Annotated in this window: 25 protein-coding genes; 17 read left to right on the top strand and 8 right to left on the bottom strand. The window is 67.2% G+C overall.

Annotation, left to right across the window (positions count from 1 at the left end; genetic code table 11):
* Positions 1-2: 2 nt before the first annotated feature.
* From ACTXPP_RS05105 to ACTXPP_RS05095, 3 genes are all read right to left on the bottom strand, one after another.
* The gene (locus ACTXPP_RS05105; RefSeq protein ID WP_301497302.1) at positions 3-983 is read right to left on the bottom strand and encodes an ABC transporter ATP-binding protein; all 981 of its coding nucleotides are present in this window, start codon (positions 981-983) and stop codon (positions 3-5) included.
* An 81-nt stretch (positions 984-1,064) separates the two neighbouring features.
* Positions 1,065-1,742: a response regulator gene (locus tag ACTXPP_RS05100; RefSeq protein ID WP_443341272.1), complete on the bottom strand. Its 678-nt coding sequence runs from the start codon at positions 1,740-1,742 to the stop codon at positions 1,065-1,067.
* Between the two features lie 89 nt (positions 1,743-1,831).
* Positions 1,832-2,998 (bottom strand): sensor histidine kinase, encoded by a 1,167-nt coding sequence (locus tag ACTXPP_RS05095; RefSeq protein WP_443341271.1) that lies wholly within the window; start codon positions 2,996-2,998, stop codon positions 1,832-1,834.
* 146 nt (positions 2,999-3,144) lie between these two features.
* Between ACTXPP_RS05095 and ACTXPP_RS05090 the strand changes: the two genes are divergently transcribed.
* The 6 genes from ACTXPP_RS05090 (at position 3,145) to ACTXPP_RS05065 (ending at position 8,775) form a co-directional block, all read left to right on the top strand.
* Entirely contained in the window at positions 3,145-4,242 is a 1,098-nt protein-coding gene (locus ACTXPP_RS05090) for an ABC transporter ATP-binding protein (protein WP_301520419.1), read from the top strand.
* Between the two features lie 137 nt (positions 4,243-4,379).
* Positions 4,380-5,639, top strand: a complete 1,260-nt coding sequence (locus tag ACTXPP_RS05085; RefSeq protein WP_301498128.1) for an ABC transporter substrate-binding protein — start codon at positions 4,380-4,382, stop codon at positions 5,637-5,639.
* Between the two features lie 159 nt (positions 5,640-5,798).
* Complete coding sequence (locus tag ACTXPP_RS05080; RefSeq protein ID WP_301520423.1) at positions 5,799-6,890, top strand: carbohydrate ABC transporter permease; 1,092 nt, start codon at positions 5,799-5,801, stop codon at positions 6,888-6,890.
* Positions 6,887-7,720, top strand: a complete 834-nt coding sequence (locus ACTXPP_RS05075; protein WP_301498130.1) for a carbohydrate ABC transporter permease — start codon at positions 6,887-6,889, stop codon at positions 7,718-7,720. The genes ACTXPP_RS05080 and ACTXPP_RS05075 overlap by 4 nt, the downstream gene beginning before the upstream one ends.
* On the top strand, positions 7,717-7,950 hold the full coding sequence (locus ACTXPP_RS05070) for a hypothetical protein (protein WP_301520418.1): 234 nt from the start codon (positions 7,717-7,719) through the stop codon (positions 7,948-7,950). The genes ACTXPP_RS05075 and ACTXPP_RS05070 overlap by 4 nt, the downstream gene beginning before the upstream one ends.
* A gap of 60 nt (positions 7,951-8,010) precedes the next feature.
* The gene (locus ACTXPP_RS05065; protein WP_301520417.1) at positions 8,011-8,775 is read left to right on the top strand and encodes a hypothetical protein; all 765 of its coding nucleotides are present in this window, start codon (positions 8,011-8,013) and stop codon (positions 8,773-8,775) included.
* A gap of 40 nt (positions 8,776-8,815) precedes the next feature.
* Here the strand turns inward: ACTXPP_RS05065 and ACTXPP_RS05060 are convergent, their stop codons facing one another.
* The 5 genes from ACTXPP_RS05060 to ACTXPP_RS05040 all read right to left on the bottom strand — a co-directional run bounded on the left by ACTXPP_RS05060 (position 8,816) and on the right by ACTXPP_RS05040 (position 13,278).
* Positions 8,816-9,850 (bottom strand): YdcF family protein, encoded by a 1,035-nt coding sequence (locus ACTXPP_RS05060; protein ID WP_301520416.1) that lies wholly within the window; start codon positions 9,848-9,850, stop codon positions 8,816-8,818.
* 15 nt (positions 9,851-9,865) lie between these two features.
* Entirely contained in the window at positions 9,866-10,342 is a 477-nt protein-coding gene (gene purE, locus ACTXPP_RS05055) for a 5-(carboxyamino)imidazole ribonucleotide mutase (RefSeq protein ID WP_301520422.1), read from the bottom strand.
* A 123-nt stretch (positions 10,343-10,465) separates the two neighbouring features.
* Positions 10,466-11,722 (bottom strand): 5-(carboxyamino)imidazole ribonucleotide synthase, encoded by a 1,257-nt coding sequence (locus tag ACTXPP_RS05050; protein WP_367618701.1) that lies wholly within the window; start codon positions 11,720-11,722, stop codon positions 10,466-10,468.
* Positions 11,723-11,792: 70 nt separating this feature from the next.
* Complete coding sequence (locus tag ACTXPP_RS05045) at positions 11,793-12,356, bottom strand: hypothetical protein (protein WP_301496207.1); 564 nt, start codon at positions 12,354-12,356, stop codon at positions 11,793-11,795.
* A 7-nt stretch (positions 12,357-12,363) separates the two neighbouring features.
* Positions 12,364-13,278, bottom strand: coding sequence for a biotin--[acetyl-CoA-carboxylase] ligase (locus tag ACTXPP_RS05040; RefSeq protein ID WP_301496208.1), 915 nt, complete (start codon positions 13,276-13,278; stop codon positions 12,364-12,366).
* 49 nt (positions 13,279-13,327) lie between these two features.
* Between ACTXPP_RS05040 and ACTXPP_RS05035 the strand changes: the two genes are divergently transcribed.
* From ACTXPP_RS05035 to ACTXPP_RS04985, 11 genes are all read left to right on the top strand, one after another.
* The gene (locus ACTXPP_RS05035) at positions 13,328-14,932 is read left to right on the top strand and encodes an acyl-CoA carboxylase subunit beta (RefSeq protein ID WP_443341197.1); all 1,605 of its coding nucleotides are present in this window, start codon (positions 13,328-13,330) and stop codon (positions 14,930-14,932) included.
* Positions 14,933-14,957: 25 nt separating this feature from the next.
* A complete protein-coding gene (locus ACTXPP_RS05030) occupies positions 14,958-15,233 on the top strand; it encodes a hypothetical protein (protein ID WP_443341195.1) in 276 nt (91 codons plus the stop codon).
* Positions 15,226-15,918, top strand: a complete 693-nt coding sequence (locus ACTXPP_RS05025) for a nucleoside triphosphate pyrophosphatase (protein ID WP_443341194.1) — start codon at positions 15,226-15,228, stop codon at positions 15,916-15,918. The genes ACTXPP_RS05030 and ACTXPP_RS05025 overlap by 8 nt, the downstream gene beginning before the upstream one ends.
* A gap of 132 nt (positions 15,919-16,050) precedes the next feature.
* Positions 16,051-16,905, top strand: coding sequence for a sulfurtransferase (locus ACTXPP_RS05020; protein WP_301496212.1), 855 nt, complete (start codon positions 16,051-16,053; stop codon positions 16,903-16,905).
* A 93-nt stretch (positions 16,906-16,998) separates the two neighbouring features.
* Positions 16,999-18,780 carry an acetyl/propionyl/methylcrotonyl-CoA carboxylase subunit alpha gene (locus ACTXPP_RS05015; RefSeq protein ID WP_301496213.1) on the top strand — a complete coding sequence of 594 codons (1,782 nt, stop codon included), beginning with the start codon at positions 16,999-17,001 and terminating at the stop codon, positions 18,778-18,780.
* Between the two features lie 34 nt (positions 18,781-18,814).
* The gene (glpK, locus tag ACTXPP_RS05010; RefSeq protein ID WP_301496214.1) at positions 18,815-20,404 is read left to right on the top strand and encodes a glycerol kinase GlpK; all 1,590 of its coding nucleotides are present in this window, start codon (positions 18,815-18,817) and stop codon (positions 20,402-20,404) included.
* 173 nt (positions 20,405-20,577) lie between these two features.
* Entirely contained in the window at positions 20,578-22,026 is a 1,449-nt protein-coding gene (locus tag ACTXPP_RS05005; protein WP_443341269.1) for a class I adenylate-forming enzyme family protein, read from the top strand.
* 90 nt (positions 22,027-22,116) lie between these two features.
* The gene (locus ACTXPP_RS05000; RefSeq protein ID WP_301520971.1) at positions 22,117-22,242 is read left to right on the top strand and encodes a DUF3556 domain-containing protein; all 126 of its coding nucleotides are present in this window, start codon (positions 22,117-22,119) and stop codon (positions 22,240-22,242) included.
* A 126-nt stretch (positions 22,243-22,368) separates the two neighbouring features.
* On the top strand, positions 22,369-23,142 hold the full coding sequence (locus tag ACTXPP_RS04995) for a TnsA-like heteromeric transposase endonuclease subunit (RefSeq protein WP_301498483.1): 774 nt from the start codon (positions 22,369-22,371) through the stop codon (positions 23,140-23,142).
* On the top strand, positions 23,139-25,163 hold the full coding sequence (locus tag ACTXPP_RS04990) for a TnsB C-terminal domain-containing protein (protein ID WP_443341191.1): 2,025 nt from the start codon (positions 23,139-23,141) through the stop codon (positions 25,161-25,163). Before ACTXPP_RS04995 ends, ACTXPP_RS04990 begins: the two co-directional genes overlap by 4 nt.
* Before the next feature lie 49 nt (positions 25,164-25,212).
* Positions 25,213-26,247: TniB family NTP-binding protein (locus ACTXPP_RS04985; protein ID WP_443341189.1), on the top strand; the 1,035-nt coding region annotated here is incomplete at its 3' end.

The following is a 26,247-nucleotide window of genomic DNA, read 5'->3' as shown; positions in this document are numbered from 1 at the left end:
TCCTAGTTCCTTTCGGCGGTGAGATCGGCGGACACATCGTCGGTGCGGTACTCCTGGGCGGACGAGGTGGCCGCGAGGAAGCGGGACTCCAGGTCATCTGCCTGGGTCTTGAGCCCGGTCACGGGCACGCCGGCGGTCAGGGCGATCTCGGCGACTGCGCGGCGGACGTCGGCTTCCCCGGAACCGTCCGGGATGGCGACGACGAGTTCAGGACGCTGCGCTGCCGCAGCGTCCGCAGTACCGTCTGCGACCTCGAAGCCGGCTCCGCGCAGTGCGGCACCGAGGGTTCCCCCGGACGCCTGGTCCGCGGTCTCGACAAGCACCCGGGATCCGCCGGCGAGGAACTCCGCCATGGAATGCTCGCCGATCATCCGGCCCTTGCCGACGACGACCAGACGGTCGGCGGTCAGCTGCATCTCGGAGAGCAGGTGCGAGGAGACCAGAACCGAACGGCCCTCGGCGGCGAGGGCACGGATCGTCCGGCGCATCCAGCTGACACCCTCGGGGTCCAGCCCGTTGACCGGTTCATCGAGGATGAGGTGCTTCGGGTCGCCGAGCAGTGCCCCGGCAAGGCCCAGCCGCTGCTTCATGCCGAGGGAGTAGCCGCCGACGCGCTTGTCACCGGCTGCGGTCAGTCCGACGATCTCAAGGCACTTCTCCACCCGGGAGTCGAGGATGCCGGCACCACGGGCGAGCACCCGCAGGTGGGAACGGCCGCTTCGTCCCGGGGTGAACCAGGTGGCTTCCAGCAGTGCGCCGGCAAGGGAGGGCTTGTCGTGGACGGTGGCGAACGGCTGACCGTCGAACAGTGCCTGGCCTGCGGTAGGGCTGTCGAGGCCGAGGATGCAACGCATCGTGGTGGACTTGCCTGAGCCGTTCGGCCCGAGGAAGCCGGTGACTGCGGCATCAGGGACGTGGAAGGAGAGGTCGGAGACGGCTTGGTGTTTGCCGTAGTTCTTCGAGAGGGACTCAACTGTGATCATGGTGTCCATGATCGTCGGTCAGGACGCCACGATCATCGGCCCGCGGGTTGATTGTCCACGGTCATACCGCGGTATGACCCGTTAGTCCTCGAGGGCGCGGGAGGCGTCCACCAACCCGTGGCGGACGGCGAAGAGCACAGCGTGCACCCGGTCCCGCGAGCCGGTCTTCGCCAGGATCCGTCCAACATGCGTCTTCACCGTCGGCAGCGAGACGAAAAGCTGCCGGGCGATCTCCGGGTTGGAGTAACCACGGGCGACCAGCACCAGAATCTCCCGCTCCCGCGGAGTCAGCGGGTCGACCAGCCCGAGGTCGTCGTCCTCGTCCGGGGTGTCTGCACCAGATCCGCCGCTGGCCTCCACACCAAGGTGGGACGCGCCGCCCCGCACCTGCCGCAGCAGCCGCGCCGTCGCCTTCGGCGAGATCACCGCAGAGGCCTCCCCCACCGTGCGCACCGCGTCGATGAGATCCTCCGGGTCGGTGTCCTTGAGCAGGAAACCGCTGGCCCCGGCGGCGATGGAGTTCATCACGTACTCATCGTTGTCGAAGGTGGTGAGCACCACCACCCGGGTCGGTTCGCCACCGGGTCCGGCCACACCGGATTCGAGAACCTCCCGGGTCGCGGCGATACCGTCCAGGTTCGGCATCTGCACGTCCATGAAGATGACGTCCACCGGCTGCGAACCAGCCAGTTCCACCGCCTCCACCCCGTCAGCAGCCTGCCAGACCACCTCGACATCGTCCTGGGAGTCCAGCACCATCGCGAACCCTGCCCGGACCAGTTGCTGGTCATCGGCCAGTCCGACCGTGACCGTCCCACTCCGGGGCTCGCCTACAACACCCACTGCTCTCACACCTCCACTGTCACATCGACGCGCCAACCGCCGACGTAGATGTCCGATGCTCCCCAGTCTGCCGTACCACCGTGGATCCCGGCGCGTTCCCGCAGCCCCACCAGTCCCTGACCTCGTCCGTCCGTGGACAGATCTTCGCCGACCAGGCTGCTGCCCGGGGCATTGTCCACGGTGATCCGCAGCTTTCCGGGGACGTTCCAGTCCAACTGCAACCGGCAGGTGGTCGGCCCGGCATGCTTCAGCACGTTGGTCAGCGACTCCTGGACCGTGCGGAACACACTGAGGCCCACCGCCACATCCACCTCCACCGGGTTGCCCAGCACCCGGTAGTCCACACGCAGCCCGGCGCGCTCGGCATCCTGCACCAGGGCAGGCACACCGGCAAGCCCGGGTGGGGTATCGGTACGGCGTGCGGGGGTTCCGGAGTCGTCCCGCAGGACGCTGAGCAGTTGGCGCATCTGCGTCAGGGCGTCCCGCCCGGTGCTGCTGATCGTGTCGAGGGCCTCGATGGCCTTCTGCGGGTCCTTGCGTCCGGCGTAGCGTCCGCCATCGGCCTGGGCGATCACAGCGGTCAGCGAATGGGCGACGATATCGTGCATCTCCCGGGCGATCCGGGTGCGCTCGGCGGCCGCGGCGAGTTCCACCCGGGTCGCCAGGTTCTCCATGCGTTCCTGCTGGCGACGGGTGGTCATGCCCAGCTGCCAGAACAGTCCGATCGACAGCACCGCGACGAGAACCAGGACGACCAGAATGAACCCCGTCTTCCCCATCCAGGCGGGCTCCAGCGCGTCCGCCGGCTGCACCCCGTAGACCTCCGTCAGCACGAAGACCACCACGGACACCACGGACCCGGTCAACAGCAGGGCCAGCCACATGCCACGTCGCTGCCGGATGAACGCGGAAATGAACCACGATTCGTAACAGACCACCAGGTAGGCCAGGAAGTAGATCCCGGACATCCCCGCTGCTGCGAGGACCATCCCCACCGCCACGACCGCCAACCCGACTTCGGGACGCCAGCGCTGCACCAGCAGACCGACGAACACCAGGGTGTAGCCGACCGTCAGGATCACCGCAGGAAGGGTTTCACTGACGTAGAAGGCATTGGACACGTCGGTGATCCCGAAGAACAGGAACACGGCACACTGGATCACCAGCTGCAGCCAGAAACCACGGTCGCGCCAGAACCGGGTGGACGTCGCACTTGTCGCCGGCGAGGTCCGGGGAGACACGGATCGGGTACTCACGGACGTTCATCCTACGGAAGTCGCCACCTGCGCCCCATCGTCCTGCGGTATGATTCCCCACCATGGCTGACGTCGTCTTCGAGAACGTGGACATCCGCTACCCGGGTGCCTCCTCCCCCACCGTCCCAAACCTCAACCTCACCATCGGTGACGGCGAGTTCCTCGTGCTGGTCGGTCCGTCGGGCTGCGGTAAGTCCACCATCCTGCGCTCCCTTGCAGGACTGGAGCCCACCAGCGCCGGGTCGATCTCCATCGGTGGCCGCAACGTCACCGGTGTCGAGCCGGGCGACCGGGACATCGCGATGGTCTTCCAGGACTACGCGCTGTACCCGCACATGTCGGTGCGGGAGAACATGGGCTTCGCCCTGACCATCGCCAAGCGCCCCAAGGCCGAGATCGAGGAGCGCGTCAACCACGCCGCCGACCTGCTGGACCTGGGCGACTACCTGGACCGAAAGCCGAAGGACCTCTCCGGTGGCCAGCGTCAGCGTGTGGCGATGGGCCGGGCGATCGTGCGGGAACCGCAGGTGTTCCTCATGGACGAGCCGCTGTCGAACCTGGACGCGAAACTGCGCGTGCAGACCCGTGCGCAGATCGTGAAACTGCAGCACGACCTGGGCGTCACCACCGTGTACGTCACCCACGACCAGGTCGAGGCGATGACCATGGGTGACCGGGTGGCGGTGCTGAAGGACGGCGAGCTGCAACAGGTCGACAGCCCGTCGGAGCTCTACAACAATCCGGTGAACTCCTTCGTCGCCGGGTTCATCGGGTCCCCGGCGATGAACCTGATGGAACTGCAGGCCGACGCGTCCGAGGTCCCCGGACTGGGGGTGGAGCGTCCGGCGGGGGTGGCCGGCGCGCTGCTGGTGGGCGTGCGTCCGGAACACCTGCTGGCCGCTGCGTCCGATTCCGCTGCGTCCGATTCCGCTGCGACCGACGTCAATGCCGGAAGCGGCCTGCACGGCGAGGTGACCCTGGTCGAGGAGCTCGGCGCGGACGCCAACATCTACGCCCAGACCGCCGTCGGCCAGGTCACCGCCCGCACCCACGATGACCCGGACTCCCTCCCCGGCATCGGGGGTGGGGTGGAGTTCACCCTCTCCCCCTCCGCCCGGGTGCACTTCTTCGACCAGGAGTCCGGTCAGCGCGTGGGATGACCCCGGTTGCCCCCGAAAGTGGGACACGGGGGCCGCTGAGTTACTACACTCGACGCAAGGATCACGCACACCCGGTTCACCCGGTGCGCGTCCCACCTGTCCACGTACCTGGTGTACCGAATCAGAAAGGTCCGGCCATGGCCCACCTCTCAAAGAAGATCCTGGCGACGCTCGCCGCTGTCGGCCTGGGCGCCGGGCTGGCGTCCTGTTCCTCCGACGACGACGGTGGCGACGCCACCCCCACGAACACCGAGGGCCGCGGCCCGATCACGTTCGCCATGGGCAAGAACGACACGAACAAGCTGCGTCCGATCATCGACAAGTGGAACGAGGAGAACCCGGACGAGGAGGTGACCCTGCAGGAGCTCGCCGGTGAGGCGGACGCCCAGCGTGAGACCCTCGTGCAGTCCCTGCAGGCCGGTCAGTCCGACATCGACGTCATGGCACTCGACGTGGTCTGGACCGGTGAGTTCGCCGCCAACGGCTGGATCGACCCGCTCACCGACGACCTGGAGGTCGACACCTCCGACCTGCTGGAACCCACCGTGGAATCCGCAACCTACAACGACACCCTCTACGCGCTGCCGCAGAACACCAACGGCCAGCTGCTCTACCGCAACACGGACATGGCGCCGGACGAGGCGGAGACCTGGGACGACGTCATCTCGACCTGTGAGGACGTCACCGCCGACAACAACGACTGCCTGATCACCCAGCTCAAGCAGTACGAGGGCCTGACCGTGTCCACCGCCGGCTTCATGTCCGGATGGGGCGGCGGCATCGTCGACGACGAGGGCGAGGTCAACGTGACCTCCGACGAGTCCCGCGAGGGCCTGCAGGCCCTGGTCGACGCCTACGAGGACGGCACCATCTCCCGCTCCTCCACCGGCGCGACCGAGGAGGAGACCAACCTGGCCTTCACCCAGGGCCAGAACGCCATGGCGATCAACTGGCCGTACATGTACACCGAGGCCGAGGCCGAGGGTTCCGCCATCGCCGGCAAGGTCGAGGTCCAGCCGCTGGTCGGCAAGGACGGGGTGGGTGTCTCCACCCTGGGTGGCTACAACAACGCCATCAACACCAACTCGGAGAACAAGGCGACCGCCCTGGACTTCATGGAGTTCATCATCAACGAGGACAACCAGCGTTCCTTCGCTGAGGCGTCCTTCCCGCCGGTGCTGTCCTCCATCTACGAGGACGAGGACCTCATCGAGGAGTTCCCGTACCTGCCGGCCCTGCAGGAGTCGCTGGAGAACGCTGTGCCGCGCCCGGCGTCCCCGAACTACGACGAGCTGTCCAAGGCCATCCAGGACAACGCCTACGCCGCCATCACCGGCGGTAAGAGCGTCGAGTCAGCGACCGACGACATGGCGTCCGCGATCGGCAACGTCAGTTAGTCCCGCTCTCCACGCCCTCACGCCCGTCAGCCTGCTCCAGGCTGTCGGGCGTAGTGCATTACCGATAAGGTCTTCCTTGTGACTGACACCTCACCCCACCCCGGCAGTGCCGCCACGGACAGCTCCGCGCGCGCCTGGCCGCCGAAGAAGAAGCGTGACCTGCGTGCCCTCTGGCTGGTCGGGCCCAGTCTCGCCCTGCTGGCGGTGGTCATCGGCTACCCGGTGGTACGCGCCCTCTACCTGTCGTTCCAGGCCGACCGGCACCTCGACCCGGACACCGGCATGTTCGTCGACGGTGGCTTCGCCGGACTGGACCACTACCTCTACTGGCTGACCAACCGGTGCATGTCCGCCACCGGGGAGGCCACCACCTGTGCGCCCGGCAACCTGGCGACGGACTTCTGGCCGGCGGTGGGCGTCACCATGTTCTTCGTGGTCATCACCGTGGCCCTGGAGACCGTCCTGGGCCTGTGGATGGCGATCACCATGTCGAAGTCCTTCTGGGGTCGCAGCCTGCTGCGTGCCGCCGTCCTGATCCCGTGGGCGATCCCCACGGCGGTGACCGCGAAGCTGTGGCAGTTCATCTTCGCCCCCAACGGCATCATCAACTCCACGCTCGGCCTGGACATTGCCTGGACGACCGACCCGTGGGCCGCCCGCTTCGCCGTGATCATCGCCGACGTGTGGAAGACCGCGCCGTTCATGGCGCTGCTGATCCTCGCCGGTCTACAGATGGTCCCCGGCGGCGTGTACGAGGCCGCCCGGGTCGACGGGGCATCGAAGTGGCAGCAGTTCACCCGCATCACCCTGCCGCTGATCAAGCCGGCACTGATGGTGGCGATCCTGTTCCGCACCCTCGACGCGCTGCGCATGTACGACCTCCCGGTCATCATGATCAGCGAGTCCACCAACTCCCCGACCGCGGTCATCAGCCAGCTGGTCATCACCGACACCCGCTCGGGCAACTTCAACTCCGCCTCGGCGGTGTCCACCCTGATCTTCCTGATGGTCTTCGTCATCGCCTTCATGATGGTGAAATACCTGGGTGCGAACGTCGCGGGGCCCCAGAACATGCCGAAGGCGCAACGTAGCAGTCTGCGCGGCCGGCTGTCGTCACTACGGTCGCCGAAACACCCGTCGGGACAGGACGCACCACCGGACGTACCGGACGCACCCGCCGCGACGGGTGCGGCGACCGGAGCGTCCGGCAGCAACGGAGCGTCCGGCGAGACTGAAAGGGACCGGCGATGAAGACCAGCATCCGCAGTTACGTCAGCAACTACGCCGCCGTGATCATCATCCTGGTGTGGGCCCTGGCACCGTTCTACTGGATGGTCGTCACCGCCTTCCGCGACAAGGCGCACACCTTCTCCACCAACCCCTTCCCCAGTCACCTCACGCTGGAGAACTTCCGGGAGGCGATGGCCACCGACGCGGGCAACAACTTCCTGCGCGCGATCGGCAACAGCCTGATCATCGGCTTCGCCACCACCGCCATCGCCCTGCTCGTCGGCGTGTTCACCGCCTACGCCCTGGCCCGGGTGGACTTCCGCGGCAAGGGATTCGTCACCGGCATCATCCTGGCTGCCTCGATGTTCCCGGGCATCGCCCTGGTCACCCCACTGTTCCAGCTGTTCAGCAACATCGGCTGGATCGGCACCTACCAGGCGATGATCATCCCGAACATCTCCTTCGTCCTGCCCCTGACGGTCTACACGCTGACGTCCTTCTTCCGGGAACTGCCGTGGAAACTCGAGGAGGCCGCCCGGGTGGACGGTGCGTCCCGCGGTCTGGCGTTCCGCAAGGTCATCCTGCCGCTGGCCGCCCCGGCCCTGTTCACCACCGCCATCCTGGCGTTCATCGCCACCTGGAATGAGTTCATGCTGGCCAAGCAGCTCTCCACCACGTCGACGGAGCCGGTGACGGTGGCGATCGCCCGCTTCACCGGCGCCAGCGCCTTCCAGTACCCCTATGCCGCGACGATGGCCGCCGGTGCGCTGGTGACCATCCCGCTGGTGATCATGGTGCTGGTCTTCCAACGTCGTATCGTCTCCGGTCTGACGGCAGGTGGCGTGAAGTGAGTGGCCTGAACCACCAGGCGGGCCCGACCCCGGACCACTCCGAGACCCGGCGCCGCAAGACAGTGCTCGAATCGATCCTCGGGTTCCTGGGGTTCTTCACCGTGCTGGCGCTGGTCCAGGCGGTGTGGAATGTCCTGAAGGACGATCCGGACGTGTGGCCGTCCCTGCTGCTCGCCGGCCTCCTCATCGCCACGTGGCTGGTGTGGCGGCGCTGGCGCACCTACGACTGAGCACGCGAACCCGAGCGCGACATCTGGACGTTCCGCTGGCAGCGAACCGGCGCATCCGCCATGGTTCGTCGCACGGTCCGTACCTCAGTGGGCTCGCAGCCGGCTTCCGGAGGGGTGGTGCACGGGCTGTCGTCAGAAAGGTGGGATCATCTGCTGGTTTTCCCACGAGATCACTACGATCCATCCCACGAATCTGACATCCGTCACGCTTCGGCTCCCATCGCGCCTCGCGTCGACGTCCACGCCAACTCCCTGACCTCCCCCATCGCCGACGCCGAACGGCGCCGCCAGTGGGAGGAGTGCAAGAAGAACTTCCTCAGCGTCGACTCCAAGGTCTCCGACACCGTGTTGACCACCTCCTCGGAGGACAAGGAGTCCCGCACCCACGCCGGCACCGTCGCCGACGCCTACGAAGCGGTCGAGCAGATGGACGCCGCGGAGGACAACATCGACCGGCTGTTCACCATGGAGCACGGTGACTCCACCGTACGACGTGAGGAGCTCACCGAGCTGGCCGAGGATCTCGCCGAGGCGGAGGTGAAAACGAAGTACGAGGCCCTGCAGACTAGTCTTGTCGATGTCGAGGCCACGGTCAACGAGCTGAAGCAGGACCTGGAGGCCCCGGACTTCATGGACCGGTTCGCCGATACGGTGCGCTCCTACGGCCACGGGAACTACATCCCGTTCGTCATCGTGAACTCCTGGCACACCGCCGACGTGAAAGCCGCACAGAGTGCTGCGTCGTCCTCGTCCTCGTCCTCGTCCTCGACGAATGTGTCCTTCAGCAGCGGTTTCTCCGGCGGCGGCGGGTCCGGACGCTTCTAGGACCTTTTCGGGATGCTTCTGGGACGCTTCTGGGACCCTGTCAGGCCCGGCCGAACAGCCGGTAGATCGTCAGGGCGACGAACTCGCGCAGATAGGACGCCAGGAGTACCTTTTTCGGTGTCGGTGCACCGAGTACCTCCGCGTCGAAGGAATGCACGCTGCCGCTCTGCTGCATCATCTTCACGACCCGCTCGGTCCGCGTCACGTGGAAGTCGGAGGTACACACCAGGATCCTGGGGTGTTCCACATTGCGTTCGGCCAGGATATACAGGCTGAGGTGCAGGTTCTCGATGGTGTCGATGGACTCCGCCTCGGTCACCACCACGTCCCGGGGAAATCCGCGGCGAGCGTAGTAGCGACGCATGGCGTACGCCTCCGGGCAGGCCTCGTCCGGCCCCTGTCCCCCGCTGACGATCAGCGGCACCTGCCTCGCGGCACCGGCACCACGGGCTTTCTCCACGTCCCGCCAGGCCGCTGCTCCCCGGTCACACCGGGCGGCAAGTAGATCACTGACCTCCCCAGCGACCAGTCCGGCGCCGAGCACCACCACCGCATCGACCGAGCCGGGGTCACTGGGGACCCGCAGCCGACCACGGCGGATATGGCGCAGGAACCACAGCATGCCGACCAGCGCCATGGCCCACACCAGCACCCCGAGCGCTCCCAGGAAGGTCAGCACGATGAGGGTGTCGTCCACCCCGGCACCCCACCTGCTGCGGGCCTGGAAGACCGTCACCACCCACCCCGCGCCGATGGAGAGTGCCAGCGCGGCGGCGATGACGGTACTCAGATGGAACCAGCCGCGTCCGTCGGCGCCGGGCAGGGAGTCACCCATCCACCGCGCGGTGAGAACACCGGCACCGACAACCAACACATGGCAGATCCCCCAGGTCAGCCACATCGGCCCCGGGTACTCGCCACCGTGGGCGGCGACCAGCAGCCAGATCCACAGCAGTTCGGCCACGGCCATCACCAGGAGACCGTTGCCCGCCCACCGGGGACGGGTCTTCACGCTCCAGGCGGTGACGCCGAGGGTCACCAGGAGCAGCAGTGCGACGAGGAGCAGGCCGGTCATGCGCGTGTGGTCCCGCTACTCACCCATGAGGTTGGCCTGGAGACGACGGTCCTTCTCCAGCACCTCGTTCTTCATGTTCTCCTGGTAGGCGACCATGGCCTCCATGAGTCGGTCGTCGGCGACGGCCAGGGTACGCACGGCCAGCAGGCCGGCGTTTTTCGCACCATCGATGGACACCGTCGCCGTCGGTACCCCGGCAGGCATCTGGACGATGGAGAGCAGCGAGTCGAGGCCGTCGAGGTTCTTCAGCGCCCGCGGGATGCCGATGACCGGCAGCGGGGTGGCCGCGGCGACCATGCCCGGCAGGTGGGCGGCGCCACCGGCGCAGGCGATGATGACCTTCACGCCCCGGGTGTGGGCCTCGCGCGCGTAGTCCAGCATCCGCTCGGGCGTGCGGTGGGCGGACACCACACCGATCTCCATCGGCACGCTGAACTCGGCGAGAACCTGGGCGGCGGGCTCGACGGTGGGCCAGTCGGAGTCCGATCCCATCACGATCCCCACGAGCGGGGTGGGCTGCTGGTCAGGTGTGGAAGTCACGGTGGTGTCCCTTGTGTTGCGTCGTGTTGCGTCAGTACGTGTCCCGGAAGACCTTACCTGCTGACCGCCAGAGAGTTACGCAGACCAGCCGTCGGTCCATCGGGCACTGACCAGGAAATCGGATGCGAGCCGGGCGTCGCGGCGCAGGGCCTCGACTGCCTCGGTGCCTGCCTGCCCCTCGGCCGGGGCGCCCAACGGCAGCGACATGTTGACGTGACCGATCTTGCGACGCGGCCGCCAGTCCTTGCCGTAGAGGTGGATCTTGGCGGTCGGGAACCGTCGCCAGACCTCGTCCATGCGCTGCGGCATCGGCATCTCAGGGTCGGCGGTGTCATCGCCCAGGACGTTGGCCATCACCGTCGTCGAGGCGGTGGGGGCGGTGGATCCCAGCGGACGGTCCAGCACAGCCCGCAGGTGCTGCTCGAACTGGCTGGTCACGCAGCCGTCCTGGGTCCAGTGGCCGGTGTTGTGCGGACGCATCGCCAGCTCGTTGACGATGATCTCCGGCTGGCCGGCCTCGTCCTCGGTCTCGAAGAGTTCCACGGCCAGCACACCGGTGACCCCCAGATCGGTGGCGACCTGGCGGGCCAGCAGCCCGGCCTGCTCGACGATACGTCGCTGGCCTTCGGTGGCGACCGGTGCCGGTGCCACAGCGAGGTAGCAGATGCCGTCGGCCTGCACCGACTCCACCACGGGCCATGCCTCGACCTGTCCGGAGGGGGTGCGGGCGACCATGGCGGAGAGTTCGCGGACCAGGCGGACCTTCTGCTCCGCCATCAGCGGCACACCCTGCTCCAGCAGGTCGGCGACCAGGGTTGCGGTCTCTTCACGGGTGGCCGGGAACCACACGCCCTTGCCGTCGTAGCCACCGCGGCGGGCCTTGAGGCAGATGGCTCCGTCGGTGGCGTCGAAGAATCCGGTGGCATCGTCGACGGCCTCTATGGCGGCGAAGGGCGGCACCGGGGCGCCGATCTCGCGCATCTTCTTGCGCATCACCAGCTTGTCCTGCGCGTTGATCAGCGCCGAGGGCTGCGGCTGGACGTTGACGCCTTCGTCGATCAGCGCCTCGAGGTAGGCGTTCGGCACGTGCTCGTGATCGAAGGTGACGGCGTCGGCACCTGTCGAGATCTCCCGGACGACCTGCTCCTCGGTGTACTGACCCAACCAGACGTCGGCGGTGGCCTGAGCGGCCGAGGACCCCCCGGAGCCGGCCAGGAGCCGGACGGTCAGGCCCAACTCGATACCGGCCTGCTGCATCATCCGTGCCAGCTGACCGTCGCCGATCACGGTGACCAGTGGCATGTCCGGGGCGTGTGCCTCCGGTCGGGCCAGCGAACGGTCCGGTCGGCTGCTGTTCTCTGGGCTGTTCTTCTCGTCAGTCACGACTGCCCAGTATAGCGGTTCAGTACAGCGTTCTGGGCAGGTGGACCGGGATGCGGGATCGCAGCAGTTTCACGAACTTCCGGGTGGACGGAACGTCGCGCAGCACCAGCGGACGACCGCCGCCGCGCAGGTAGACCTCGACGTCCGACCCCTGGTGGCGGACGTCGACGATATGCGATAACGGCACCTCGCCGATCTGGCTGCGCATGTGCCCGGTGGCGGTGACCAGCCGTCGGTCGGTGAGGATCATCCGGGACCGGGAGCGGAACAGCAGGTGGCGCAGGCACCGGCGCCAGCTCAGCCACACCCAGGCCACCAGCAGTGCCCGTCGCCCCCACAGTGCGGCTGTCGCCGCCCCGGCGTCCTGTTCACCAACCAGGTCCGGCACGCTGGCGATCGACTCGGGCACATACCCCAACCACTGTCGTGCCAGGTCGGCGAGGTAGGAGTCCACCAGGCCGACTCCCAGCCACACCACTCCGGTGATCACGACGAACTCCAGCACCGGGAACACGGTGGATTTCCGGGACGGACTGAGCTCGGCGAGGACCTCCTCGTCGGGGTCGAATCGGATCTTCGGCATCGTCAGGTCATTCTCCGGTGGGGCGCAGGTGGACGACGTCACCGGCGGTGACGGTGCGGCGCTGTCCGGCACCGGTGTCGATCACCAGCTCCCCGTGCTCGCCGAGATCCACGGCGGTACCGGTGAGCTGGGTGCCGTCGGGCAGTTCGGCACGCACCCGGGTACCCAGGGTCGCGGAGAGCTCCCGGTAGCGTCGCCGCAGTGCCTCCAGGTCCGCCCCCTGGCCACGCCAGGCCGCGTCGGCGGCGAGCAGGTGGGTGATCTCGGCGGCGGCGACGTCGGCCCGGGCACCGGTGTCGGGGAGCGTGGCCCCGGCGGTGATCATCGAGGTGGCGCTGCGGTCCGGGATCCCGGCGTCCGCGAAGTCCTCGTCGGTCAGCGAGACGTTCAGGCCGATGCCGGCGATGATCACCGCGGGCTCGACACTGGCCGCCTCGACGAGGATGCCGGCGAGCTTGCGGTAACCGAAACGGGAGTCGTCGTCGAGCACGACGACGTCATTGGGCCACTTCAGCACCGCAGGCACCCCGAACTCGCGGGCAGCCTCGGCGATGGCCACGCCGACCAGCAGCGGTAGTTCCCCGAACGCCTCCGGGGTGATCTGGCCGGGGTCGGGACGCAGCAGCACGCTGAAGATGACCTGGGCGCCCGCCGGGGCGGACCAGGCGCGTCCCAGCCGACCGCGGGCGGTGACCTGTTCATCGGCGAGACGCACCGTCCGGTCGACCGGAGACGCGCCCGAGCGCCACGCGTCGGCGAGGTCGGTGTTGGTCGATCCGGTGCTCGCCACCCACTCCAGGGACCCCGGCGCGACGCCGGTACCGGCAGCTCCCCGGAGGTGGACCCGGTCCTGGATCCGCTCGAGTACGGCGTCGGCGTCCAGCGGGTGGCGGGACGGGTGCGCGGGTGTTGCTGCATTCATGTTGACCAGAGTAACGCCCTTCGGCACCAATGCTTCTACACTGTTGTGTATGACTTCACCGACCTCCGTGCCCAACCCGGCCGACACAGCGACGACCGCAGGCAAGCTCGAGGATCTCCGTCAGCGTCTGGCGGAGACCGCTGCCCCGGTCGGGGAGGGTGCCGTCGCCGCCGTGCACGAGGCCGGCCGGCTCACCGCCCGGGAGCGTGTCGAGCAGCTGCTGGACCCGGGTTCCTTCGTCGAGATCGACGCCCTGGCCCGGCACCGCTCCACCTTCTACAATCTGGACCGGTCCCGCCCTGTCTCCGACGGCGTGGTCACCGGGTACGGCACCGTCGACGGTCGCCAGGTCTGCGTGTTCTCGCAGGACGGCACGGTCTTCGACGGCACCGTCGGCGAGGTGCACGCCGAGAAGCTGACCAAGGTCATGGAGCTGGCCGGACGCTCGGGCGTCCCGCTGGTCGGCATCCATGACTCCACCGGTGCCCGCGTCGGCGAGGGGGTCGTCTCCCTCGGTATGGCCGCCCGGCTGTACAAGCTGCGCGCCGAGCTCTCCGGTGTGGTGCCGCAGATCTCCGTGATCGCCGGTCCGACGGCGGGCACCGCGGCCCACCAGCCGGTCCTGGCCGATATCGTGGTCATGGTCGAAGGCGCCTCGCTGTACCTCACTGACGCGGCGACGACCGAGCGCATCGTCGGCGAAGCTGTCAGCGCCGAGGAGCTGGGTTCCGCCGCCGTGCACGCCGGACGCACCGGCACCTCGCACCACACCGCTGCCGACGACACCCAGGCCCTCGGTTTCGTACGGGACGCCCTGGCCCACCTGCCGTCGAACAACCGCTCGGTGGTGCCGGAGGTGCCTGCCGAGTCCGCCGATTCTGCCGCCACCGCCGCCACTGCCCTGGACACCCTGGTCCCCGACTCCCCGCTGGCCGGCTACGACATGACCGAGGCCATCACCGGGATCGTCGACCAGGGCAGCCTGCTGGAGCTGCAGCCGGAGTTCGCCGGCAACGTCGTCACCGCCTTCGCCCGGGTCGAGGGACGCGCCGTCGGTGTCATCGCCACCCAGCCGCTGGTGCTGGCCGGTGCGCTGGACACCGCAGCGTCCGAGAAGGCTGCCCGGTTCGTCCGTACCTGCGACGCCTTCAATATCCCGCTGCTGTTCCTCGTCGACTCCCCCGGTTTCCTCCCCGGCACGGCGGAGGAGCACAACGGGCTGCTGCGTCGCTCCTCGGTGTTGCTGTACGCCGTCGCCGAGGCAACGGTGGGAATGATCACCGTGGTGACGCGCAAGGCCTTCGGGACGTCCTACATCGCGCTGGGCTCCAAGAACATCGGCGCTGACCTGGTCTTCGCCTGGCCGAGCGCGCAGATCTCCCACGCCGACGCGGAGAACACCGTCGCACTGGTCCACGCCGACGCCCTGGCGAAGGCCAAGCGCCGGAAGAAGGACGTCGCCGCGCTGACCGCCGAGTTCACCGAGGAGATCGAGCGCACCCAGGTCAACCCCTACGCCGCCGCCGAGCGGGGTTACGTCGACGCGGTCATCACCCCGAACGACACCCGCCGTCAGGTCGCCGACGGACTGGGGCTACTGGAGCGCAAGGTCGTCGACAGCCCGGCCCGCAAGCACGGCAACCCGGCGCTGTAACCGGACCCGGGAGAAGGAGCACACCATGACCCAGCCCCAGCAGTCGCCCACCGTGCCCGTCACAGCGATCACGGTCGTCAAGGGCACCGTCGACGAGGTCGAGACCGAGGCGATCAGCCAGGCACTGTCGACCATCGTCGCCGAGTCCGCTGCCGCCGCAGCGGCCGCAACCGCCAACACCACCGAGGCCCGGGAGACCGCCCGCCGGTCCGCCCGCACCCACGCCAAAGGTCTGTGGGGCACCCCGGCGGAGTCCCTGCGTGGAGTGAGCAACTTCAACCCGACGGGCTTCCGTGGCTGAGTCAGCTGGTTCGGCTGAGTCGGCACCCCGCATCGTCCTGGCGTCCTCCTCCCCGTCCCGACTGTCGGTACTGCGTTCCGGCGGCATCGAACCGCTGGTGCTGGTCCCCGGGGTCGACGAGGACGCCACCACCGCCGAGCTGCACGCCCGGCACCCCGACCCCTCCCCTGCCCAGGTCGTCGCCCACCTGGCCGCGGCGAAGTGTGCGGCGGTGAGCGAGCAGTTCGCCGGGGATATCCCGTCCGGTTCCCTGGTCGTCGCCGGTGACTCGATGCTGCTGCTCGACGGCCAGCTGCAGGGAAAGCCACACACCGTGGAGAAGACCGTGGCCCGGTGGCAGCAGCAGCGGGGCCGCACGGCGAGCCTGATCACCGGGCACGCCTTCACGAACGTCATGGTCGATCCAGAAACCGGCACGACCGGGTTCACCCCGGTGGACACCGCGGTTAGCGAGACGGTCGTCCACTTCGCCGAGGCCACCGACACCGACATCCGCGCCTACGCCGAGACCGGGGAGCCGCTGGCCTGCGCCGGCGCATTCACCCTGGAAGCCCTGGGCGGCTGGTTCATCGACCGGATCGAGGGGGACCCTTCCAGCGTGATCGGACTGTCACTGCCCCTGGTACGCCAGGCGATCACCGGTGCCGGACGGAATGTCTCCGACTTCTGGAACGCCGCAGGCTAATTCGAGCCTGACCGGGGGAGGGCTGGACCGGGCATCCCCCTAGGCGTCCCCAAAAACCCCGAACGAGCATGAGCCACACCGCCGGGGCGGTTACACTACAAGGTATCGACATGAAAGGCGGTGCCCTCACCCGTGGGAATCGAACGTGACCCCAACCCGCAGCTGCACCAGTACGCCCACCCGGAGAAGCTGGTCACCAGCTCCTGGCTCGGCGCGAAGCTGGGAGGCCCAGGGCTGAAGGTGGTGGAGTCGGACTCCGATCCGATCCTCTACAACATCGGCCACCTGCCCACCGCCATCCGTATCGACCTGCACGAGGACCTCGGCGATCCGGTGACCCGCGACTTCCTCGACGGTGAGGCCTTCGCCGCACTGATGGACAGCAAGGGCATCACCCGGGACGACACCGTGGTGGTGTACGGCAACGACTCCAACCTGTGGGCCACCTACACCCTGTGGGTGTTCGAGCTTTTCGGGCATCCGGACGTCCGGCTGCTCGACGGTGGCCGTGACGCCTGGATGCAGGACGAACGCGAGACGTCCTACGATGCCCCGCCGTCCCCCACCACCGGCTACCCGGTCGTCGAGCGGGACGACACCAACCACCGCATCTTCGTCGACGAGATCCGCGCCAACCTCTCCGACCGGCTCCAGCTGGTCGACATGCGGGACACCGAGGACTTCATCGGCGTCGCCCCGGCGGAGGCCACCAGCCGCACCGGTCATATTCCCGGTGCGGTGAACTTCCCGCCGCGGGCGGCGCTGCTGCCCAACCACCGGTTCCAGTCCCGGCCCCAACTGGAGGAGACCTTCTCCTCCCTGGATCCGGCGGTCACCACGGTGCCCTACTGCCATTCGGGTGCCCGGGCGTCCCACCTGTGGTTCGTTCTGCACCACCTTCTGGGGTGGGGGAATGTGCGCGCCTACGACGGTTCCTGGCTGGAGTGGGGAAACATGGTCCGTATGCCGATCGACACCGGTGCCTGACACCACGTAACACCTGTGTTGGAACAGTCGCTGTGGAATAGTAACGTCAGTGTTTTGCTTCTGACTGCAGATGAAAGATAACGAGGAGTGGATGTGCCGGTAGAGGTCCGGAAATTGTCGAAGGTGCTCGTCGCGAACCGTGGCGAGATCGCCGTCCGGGTCATCCGGGCTGCCCGCGACGAGGGTATCGCCTCGGTGGCCGTCTACGCCGAGCCGGACGCCACCGCCCCCTTCGTGCGGATGGCGGACGAGGCCTTCGCCCTCGGCGGCACCACCTCCGCCGACTCCTACCTCGACATCGCCAAGGTCATCGACGCCGCGACGCGCTCCGGGGCCGATGCGGTGCACCCGGGCTACGGATTCCTCTCCGAGAACGCCGACTTCGCCCAGGCCGTCATCGACGCCGGACTGACCTGGATCGGCCCATCGCCCTCGGCGATCCGTGAGCTGGGTGACAAGGTCACCGCACGCCACTACGCGGAGAAGGTCGACGCCCCGATGGTGCCGGGCACCCCTGAGCCGGTCGCCGACGCCGAGGAGATCATCGCCTTCGCCGAAGAGCACGGCCTGCCCGTCGCGGTGAAGGCCGCCTTCGGCGGTGGCGGACGCGGTATGAAGGTCGCCCACACCATCGAGGAGATCCCCGAGCTCTTCGCCTCCGCGACCCGTGAGGCCGAGAAAGCTTTCGGTCGTGGCGAGTGCTTCGTGGAGCGGTACCTCGACCGGGCCCGCCACGTGGAGTGCCAGGTACTCGCAGACACCCACGGCAATTACGTGGTCTCCTCCACCCGGGACTGCTCGCTACAGCGTCGTTTCCAGAAGCTGGTCGAGGAGGCCCCCGCGCCGTTCCTCACCGAAGATCAGGACGCCCGCCTGCGCGAGTCGGCCAAGGCGATCATGCGGGAGGCCGGCTACCACGGTGCCGGTACCGTGGAGTACCTCGTCGGGTCGGACGGCCTGATCTCCTTCCTCGAGGTCAACACCCGCCTGCAGGTCGAGCATCCGGTGACCGAGGAGGTCAGCGGCTGGGACCTGGTGCGTGAGCAGTTCCGCATCGCCGAGGGTCTCGAGCTCTCCCGCACCACCGACCCGGAGATCCGCGGCCACTCCATCGAGTTCCGGATCAACGGGGAGGACGCCGCGGCGAACTTCATGCCCCACCCCGGCACCGTCACCGCCTACCGCGAGCCGGCCGGCCCGGGTGTGCGCGTGGATTCCGGTACAGAGGCCGGCACCGTGATCGGCGGTCAGTTCGACTCGATGCTCGCCAAGCTCATCGTCACCGGCGAAGACCGGGACCAGGCGTTGGCCCGCGCCCGTCGCGCCCTGGACGAGTACGTCGTCGAGGGCCTGCCCACCGTGATCCCCTTCCACCGTGCCGTCCTCGATGACCCGGCCTTCACCGGTGACTCGCTGGAGGTCTACACCCGGTGGATCGAGGAGGAGTGGGACAACCAGTTGGAGCCGTGGACGGACCCGTCCGACGGTGTCGCCGGTGCCGGTGCCGACGCCGCTGGTGCTGCAGTGCCGCCGCGGCGTATCGCGGTGGAGGTCGACGGTCGCCGGGTGGAGGTCACCGTCCCGGGTGACCTGGTCGGCACCGGGGCAGGGCGCAGCCGCAGCGGTCGGCGTTCGTCGGGACGCCGCGAGGTCAAGGTCTCCGGTGACACGGCCGTGGCACCGATGCAGGGCACCGTGGTGACCGTGTTGGTCACCGAGGGAGCCGAGGTCGCCGAGGGTGACCCGCTGCTGGTCATCGAGGCGATGAAGATGGAGAACTCGGTGAAGGCTCACAAGGCCGGTACCGTGGCCGACCTGGCCGTTGCCGCCGGCGACGGTGTCACCAAGTCCCAGCCGATGCTGAAGATCGTCTGACCCTAGCTAGCAGAGTCAAAGGGAGTCCCCCACCATGGTCGACCGCCTGAGCCACCTCTTCCGCCCCACCGGACAGCCCTGGCACCGGCGCCGCGACCAGGGCTACGTCCTGGCCGTCGACCAGGGCACCACGTCTTCCCGGGCGATCGTCTTCGACGCGTCCGGGGCGATCACCGAGTCCAGTCAGCTGGAGCACCGGCAGATCTTCCCCCAGCCGGGGTGGGTGGAGCATGACCCCGAGGAGATCCGTCGCAACACCCGACGGGTCATCGGCGACTGTGTCGCCCGGGCGGACATCGGTACCGAGGACATCGCCGCACTCGGGATCACCAACCAGCGCGAGACCACGGTGATCTGGGACCGGGAGACCGGCGAGCCGGTGTACAACGCCATCGTCTGGCAGGACACCCGCACCGGTGAGTTCTGTGAGCAGCTCGACGCCGAGCACGGCGACATGTTCCGTAAGCGCACCGGACTGCCTGTGTCGACCTACTTCGCCGGGCCGAAGATCCGCTGGATCCTCGACAACGTCGAGGGGGTGCGCGAGCGCGCCGAGCGCGGTGAACTGGCCTTCGGCACCATGGACACCTGGGTGGTGTGGGAACTGACCCGTAGTTCCCGTCGGGGACGGGGACCGTCGGGTGGTCGGCGGGGCCAGGCCCGGCACGTCACCGACGTCACCAATGCCTCCCGCACGATGCTGATGGACCTGCGGACCCAGCAGTGGGACCCGGAGCTGTGCGAGGCGATGGGTGTGCCGATGTCGCTGCTGCCCGAGATCGTCAGTTCCTCGGAGGTTCTCGGCAAGGTGGAGCGGTCCGGGCCGGTGCACGGGGTGCCGATCGCCGGCATCCTCGGCGACCAACAGGCCGCCACCTTCGGCCAGGCCTGTACCGAACCCGGCGAGGCGAAGTGCACCTACGGCACCGGAAACTTCCTGCTGATGAACACCGGCACCGAACCCAAGCCTTCGGAGCACGGACTGATCACCACCATCGCCTACCGGTTGGGCGATGAGCCGGCGGAGTACGCCGTCGAGGGCTCGGTGGCGGTCACCGGCTCGCTGGTGCAGTGGCTGCGCGACAACCTCGGGCTGATCGACGACTCCTCACAGATCGAAGCCCTGGCCCGCAGTGTGGAGGACAACGGTGGATGCGTGGTCGTCCCGGCGTTCTCCGGTCTGCTCGCACCCCGGTGGGAGCCGGAGGCCCGTGGCGTGATCGCCGGGCTGACCCGCTACGTCACCAAGGCGCATATCGCGCGTGCTGCGCTGGAGGCGACCGCCTTCCAGACCCGGGAGGTCGTCGAGGCGATGAACGCCGACACCGGGGTGCCGCTGACCCGACTGCGCGCCGACGGTGGCATGGTGGTCAACTCGCTGCTGATGCAGTTCCAGTCCGACCAGCTGGGTGTGCCGGTCACCGTGCCGAAGGTCACCGAGACCACGGCGTTGGGTGCGGCCTACGCCGCCGGACTGGCGGTGGGGTTCTTCTCCGGGGTCGAGGAGATCCGCGCCCTGTGGCAGGAGGAGCACAGCTACCTGCCGGATGTCGCCGCCGCCGACCGTGACGCCGCCTTCGCCCTGTGGAACAAGGCGGTCGGTCGGACGCTCGACTGGGCCTGACGGCCAGCAAACAATCGGCGACCTTTGGTCACCGTGCACAAGAACGATGTAGATCTTTGTCTTTGCGCGACAATGTGATCCGCCTCACATGCCTTCTACCGTGATGGAACAGGTCGAAGTCTCCCGGGGGTTCCCGGCAACCTCGATCTCCACCGTCGTCAACAAGGAGGCAACTGTTGTTCGCTTACCTGCCGTGGCACATTCCCGATGACAGACAGGACAGCCCCTGCATCCGGGACAATCACCACTCACTGACCTACCTGGAGACATCCGCCCAGTCCCGGGCGGTCGCCGTCATGCTCCCGAACTGCTGCGAGTTTGTCGTGACCATGTTCGGTGCCTGGTATCTCGGAGCCACCGTCACCCCGGTCAACCCGGCGTTCACGGACAGCGAAGCCATACGCCAGCTGGAGGATTCCGGGGCGCACGTGGTGATCTGTGCCGACCCGGCGCGTTGCGCTCATCAGGTACGTACCGTCGACGTCGCCACCGTCACCGCTCTCATCGAGGACTGCACCGAAGCCGCACCGGAGGCAGCGTCCGGGGTGGATACCCCCTACGTACTCACCGGTGACGACGCCGCCCTGGTGGTCTACACCAGCGGATCCACCGGCCGCCCGAAGGGTGCGATGCTCGGCCACTCCCAGCTGGACGCGATGTCGGCGGCGATGGAGGAACGGATGAGGACCGACTCCACCGATCACTGCATGCTCGTTCTGCCACTGTTTCACGTCAATGCGATTCTTGTCAGCATCCTCACCCCGCTGCGGTGTGGCGCACAGGTCACCCTCGTCGAAAGGTTCGCGCCCCAGCCGTTCCTGGAGCCCATCGAGCAACACCGTCCGACCTACTTCTCGAGCGTGCCTACGATCCTCTCCCATCTCGCAGACCTTCCCCTGGAAGGGCGCCCCGCCACGGACTCCCTGCAGTTCATCATCTGTGGTGCTGCTCCGGCATCTCCCGAACTGCTTACCAGGGTCAATGAGCAGTTCGGGGCCACTGTCGTCGAAGGCTACGGACTGACCGAGGGCACCTGCTGCAGCACCTGCAACCCGGTCCACGGGGAGCAGAAGGTGGGGACCGTCGGCCCGGCAATGCCGGGCCAGATAATCCGCGTCGTGAATGAGGCCGGCGACGATGTGCCGACCGGTACCGCCGGTGAGGTCATCGTCTCGGGCCCGACCGTCATGCAGGGCTATCTCAACCTGCCGGAAGCGACCGCCAGGACCGTGGTCGACGGATGGTTGCACACCGGTGATATCGGCCACCTCGACGAGGACGGCTACCTGACCCTCATCGACCGGGTGAAGGACATGATCATTCGCGGTGGGGAGAACATCTACCCCAAGGAAATCGAAGCTGTGCTCTACGGCGTCGACGGCGTCCTGGAGGCCGCGGTCGTCGCCCGGCCCCAGCGGGCTCTCGGCGAGGAGCCGGTCGCCGTGGTGTCGCTGATGCAGGGCAGCCCACTCACCGTGGCAGACCTGCTGGAGCACTGCCGGATGCATCTGACGAAGATCAAGCTCCCTGTCGACCTCGAGATCGTGGCCGAGATCCCGAAGAACCCGGTGGGAAAGATCGACAAGCCCACCCTGCACGCGCAGTTCCTCGCGCCCGCCTGACCTCAACTCCCCTACTCCGGGCAGCCCGCATGTGTCGCCGGCGACCGCGTCCGTCCAACTCCTACGTTTCCCGAAGGTAAAGGAAGTACCATGGGTTTCACAACACCGGACATTCCGACCTCTGGCGCGGAGACGGTCGTCCGTCTCCCGTTCAAGGAGCGGATCCGTGTCCTCGACAAGCACTGGGCCGACTACGGTTTCGGCGTCCCGAAGTGACCTGTCTCAGTCTAGTTGGCAGAAATCGCAGTCAATCTGGCAGAATACGGATCACGCCTTCCCCTCTCACTACAACTGGCATAGACTCGCACGCACCCCCAGTCGCCGACACTGAGAGTCAGGGACATGTCGCTACGGCAGCTACCGAGGAACGGCACCGACCGTCCGCGCGCCCTGGTGAGCCTCGACGGCGACGTCCAGAACTCTGCCGCCGACGTCACACTGTCCAACGTCCCGTTCGAACGAGCTGACCCGATCCGCGGCTTCTACGCCTGGTCGCACAAGCGGAACTACGAGGGCCACTGGTTCTCCACGACTACAGGTAGTCACGTCCGCTTCGAGTCCCTACTAGAACGACAGTTCCTCCTCGCCGCGGACCACACCCCCTCCATCGTCTCCCTCAGCGCCCAACCTCTCGCTTTCCTCTGGCCTGCAAAAACCACCTCCGATGCAGGGAAGTCTCTCCGCTCCCATGTTCCGGACTTCTTCTGCCGCTATGCCAGCGGCGACGTCGGCCTCGTCGACGTCCGGCGCCCGGACAAGGTCGACGACCCGCACTTTGAGCTCACCCGCCAACTCTGCGACGAACTCGGCTGGAAGTACACCGTATTCACCGGTCTGGAATCGCCACAGGCGGAAACGCTGGAATGGCTGGCCGGCTACCGCATGGACCGCTACGCGCCCACACCTGAGGCCCACGGCATCCTGCTCGGGATATTCGATACGGAAACCTCACTACGCTCAGGCGTGCGCGCTGCGTCACGACGTTCGGAACGGACCCGTGACGTCGTCCTCGGCAACGTGCTGCATCTGCTGTTCCACGGCGAGCTTCACTTTGACCCGCTACTGCCGCTGACCATGGAGTCCACCATCCGACGTCACCTGGAGGCGTCACCATGAAGAGCGTCCGACTTCTCGACTACATCAGCTTCGACGGCACTTCCTGGCAGGTCACAGACCAGAACGGTGCACTGCTCACCCTCACTGACCTGTCCAACGGAAACACTCGGCAGATCACTGTTGCAGACCTGCTGACTGACGATTCCTACACTCCAGATACCCCCGGCCGACTCCCCGACCTGGACGCAACCGCTGTCCTCGACACTCTCCATGAGAAGGCCAGGGAACGCACCGAGTTTCTCCACCGACATGTCTACGAGCTGATCAACGGCGTGCCTCCAGTAGTCGGTGACAAACCCGTCGCGTCCGACCCGCGGTTTTCCCTCGACATCCCCATGGAGCATCGGATCGACGCCAAGTTGGAACAGCTGGCAAGCGAAGGTCACCCCATGGGTAAACGCACGCTACGCCGACATCTCAAGAACTTCCGATCACTCGGCATTGCCGGGCTCGTGGATCATCGACGCACCCAGAGTTCCACCGTCCCCGGCCGCACCGATCCCCGGGTCGTCGCCCTGCTGGAAGAAGAGATCGCCGGTCAGACGAACCTGTCCACCGGCACCCGGTCCCGGGCAATCATGCGCGTCACCCACGCTGCACAGGACAACGGCTGGGAAGTCCCGTCCCGGGCCACCCTGTACCGCATCCTGCGGAAACTGGAGCGCGACCGCTCCCCCTTCGGCTCTGCCACCACCCGCCGGTCCAAGTCCAACCGTCCCGACCGCGCCTGGGGCACCCGGCATCCGCAACGCCCGGGCGAGCTCGTGGAGATCGACTCCACTCCCCTGGACCTCATGGTCATCTACCCCGACGGGTCCTCCGGTCGCATCGACGTCACCGCCGCGGTAGATATCGCCACCCGCACCGTCCTGGCCGTCATTGCCCGTCCGGTGGCGACAAAGGCCGTCGACGCCGCGGTCTTGCTCGCCCGTGCGATGACCCCGCTGACCATGCAGCCCGGTTGGCCTGAGTCGCTGGCGTACTCACGCTCAATCCTCCCCACCGGGATGCTGCCCGATGATGCCGAGGTTGCGGCACAGGTCGCGGCGAAGCCCGTCATCGTCCCGGAGTCGATCACCATGGACCGCGGCAGGGCGTTCAAGTCCACCACCTTCCTTTCCGCCTGCGAGCGCCTGCAGATCAACCTCACGCTGGCCGCGCCCCGGACCCCGACCGACAAACCGCACATCGAGTCGTTCTTCTGGGGCCTGCGTACCGGTTTCGTCCAGCACCTGGACGGCTACGTCGGCCCCAACGTCGTCCAGCGGGGCAAGGACCCCGCCAGCCAGGCGGTGTGGACGATGGCCGAGGTCCAGAATCTCATGGACATGTGGGTCGTCGGTGTCTACCAGAACCGGACCCAGGAGGGATTGCGGATCGCAGCGATGCCCAAGCGCAAGCTGACCCCCAACGAGATGTACGCCGCGCTGGCATCGGTAGCCCCGCAGGCTTCGGTGACCTTCGAGCGCGACGACTACATCGCTCTGCTTCCGGTGGCCTACCGGTCGATCCAGCCCTACGGGATCAACTTCGACGGGTTGCACTACACCGCTCCCGAGCTTGCCGAGTACCGCGGTATGTCCTCGGGCCTTCCGGCGCCGGCATCGGGTAAGTGGGAGGTTCGCTACGATCCGCACCGGATGAACCGGATCTGGGTCCGAGACCATGTGAAAGGCCGTTGGATCGAGGCGACGTGGGTGATGAACGCCCAAGTCTCAGCACCGTTCTCCCAGGACGTTCTGACCGCGGCGAAGCGGGTACTAACCCGGACGGGCAACCAGTTGGCCGGTAAGGATGTCGCCGAGCAGATCAACCGGATTCTCACCACGCCGGCCACGGCCAAGGAACGCAGCGCGTCCAAGCGCTCGCGGACCGCTAAGGGCAGCGTCCCTGAGGAACTGGAAGTGGCGGCGAGCAGACCTTCAGGGGATGATCCTGCGCCGCTACGAGCAGTCGCTGACGAGCCAGTTCCACCTACTTCGCCGCCACGGCGCGTTGCCCGCCGCGTCGACGAAGACTGAGCCCTCCTTCCCCACCACCCACCACACCCGCGAATGCCGAGGCCACCGCATGCCTGTCCCAGATTCACTCACCGCCTGGCGGGAGTTCGTCGCTCGCCGCAACGTCGAGCCCGAACAGCTGAGCCGCGAGAAGATCGCGGCACTATCCGAGGAGGACAAGGCGGCCTACGACAAGTCACGGTTCGCCTGGATCGGTGCTGACGTCGTCATCGAGACCAAGGACCTGGCTTCGATCGAACGCCAGGTCCACATCATCCGTGCCCGCCTGGCCGCCCGTCGTTCCACCGCAGGCCGGACACTTGCGTTGTCGGGTCGCGCTGGCGTCGGAAAGTCCACCATCGCCATGCTCATGGGTAAGCGTCATGAGCGTATCGAGAGACAGAAATTGGGGCTTCCCACCGATGCCCCCGATGTTGCCCCGGTGCTCTACCTGGTCGTTCCTCCTGGTAGCACACCGAAGATGCTCATGGTCGCTATCGCCCGGTGGATCGGCCTCCCCGTCCCTCGCGGATGGGACGCACCGACGGTCATGGATCACGTTGTCTCCGTGCTGAAGACTCTGAAGACCTCCATGATCATCGTCGACGAGGTGCACAACCTGAAGACAAACAAGTCCGCCGGCGCGGACGCTGCCAGCACACTGAAGTCGTTCACCGAACGCCTGGACGCCGCGGTGATCTTCTGTGGAATCGACCTGCTCGACACTGATCTACTGGCCGGTGAGATGGGCCGGCAGATCCGGGCGAGGACCAAGGTCTACGACATTCGTACCTACAGCTACGGCAGTGCCGCAGCGCGCGAATCATGGGTGGAGCTGGTCGCTGGCATGGAGGCTCTGCTGCCGCTGGCGGCACACCCGGTAGGTTCACTGACGACCCCGGAGATGTCCGACTACCTGTGGAACAGGACCGGTGGGTCCATCGGTAGCCTATGCAACTTACTGGGGGACGCCGCCATCAACGCGATCTTCACCGGAACGGAACTGGTGGACTGGGCAGGGCTCGACGAGGTGCTCCTCGATCAGGAGGCGGTGCGGGGGCAGACCGACACACCGTTGAGTGCGAGAATGGATACGAAGCAGGAG

The organism is Candidatus Corynebacterium faecigallinarum (genome assembly GCF_052264515.1).
GTDB lineage: Bacteria > Actinomycetota > Actinomycetes > Mycobacteriales > Mycobacteriaceae > Corynebacterium > Corynebacterium faecigallinarum.
This window is presented reverse-complemented; position numbering and strand designations above follow the sequence as displayed.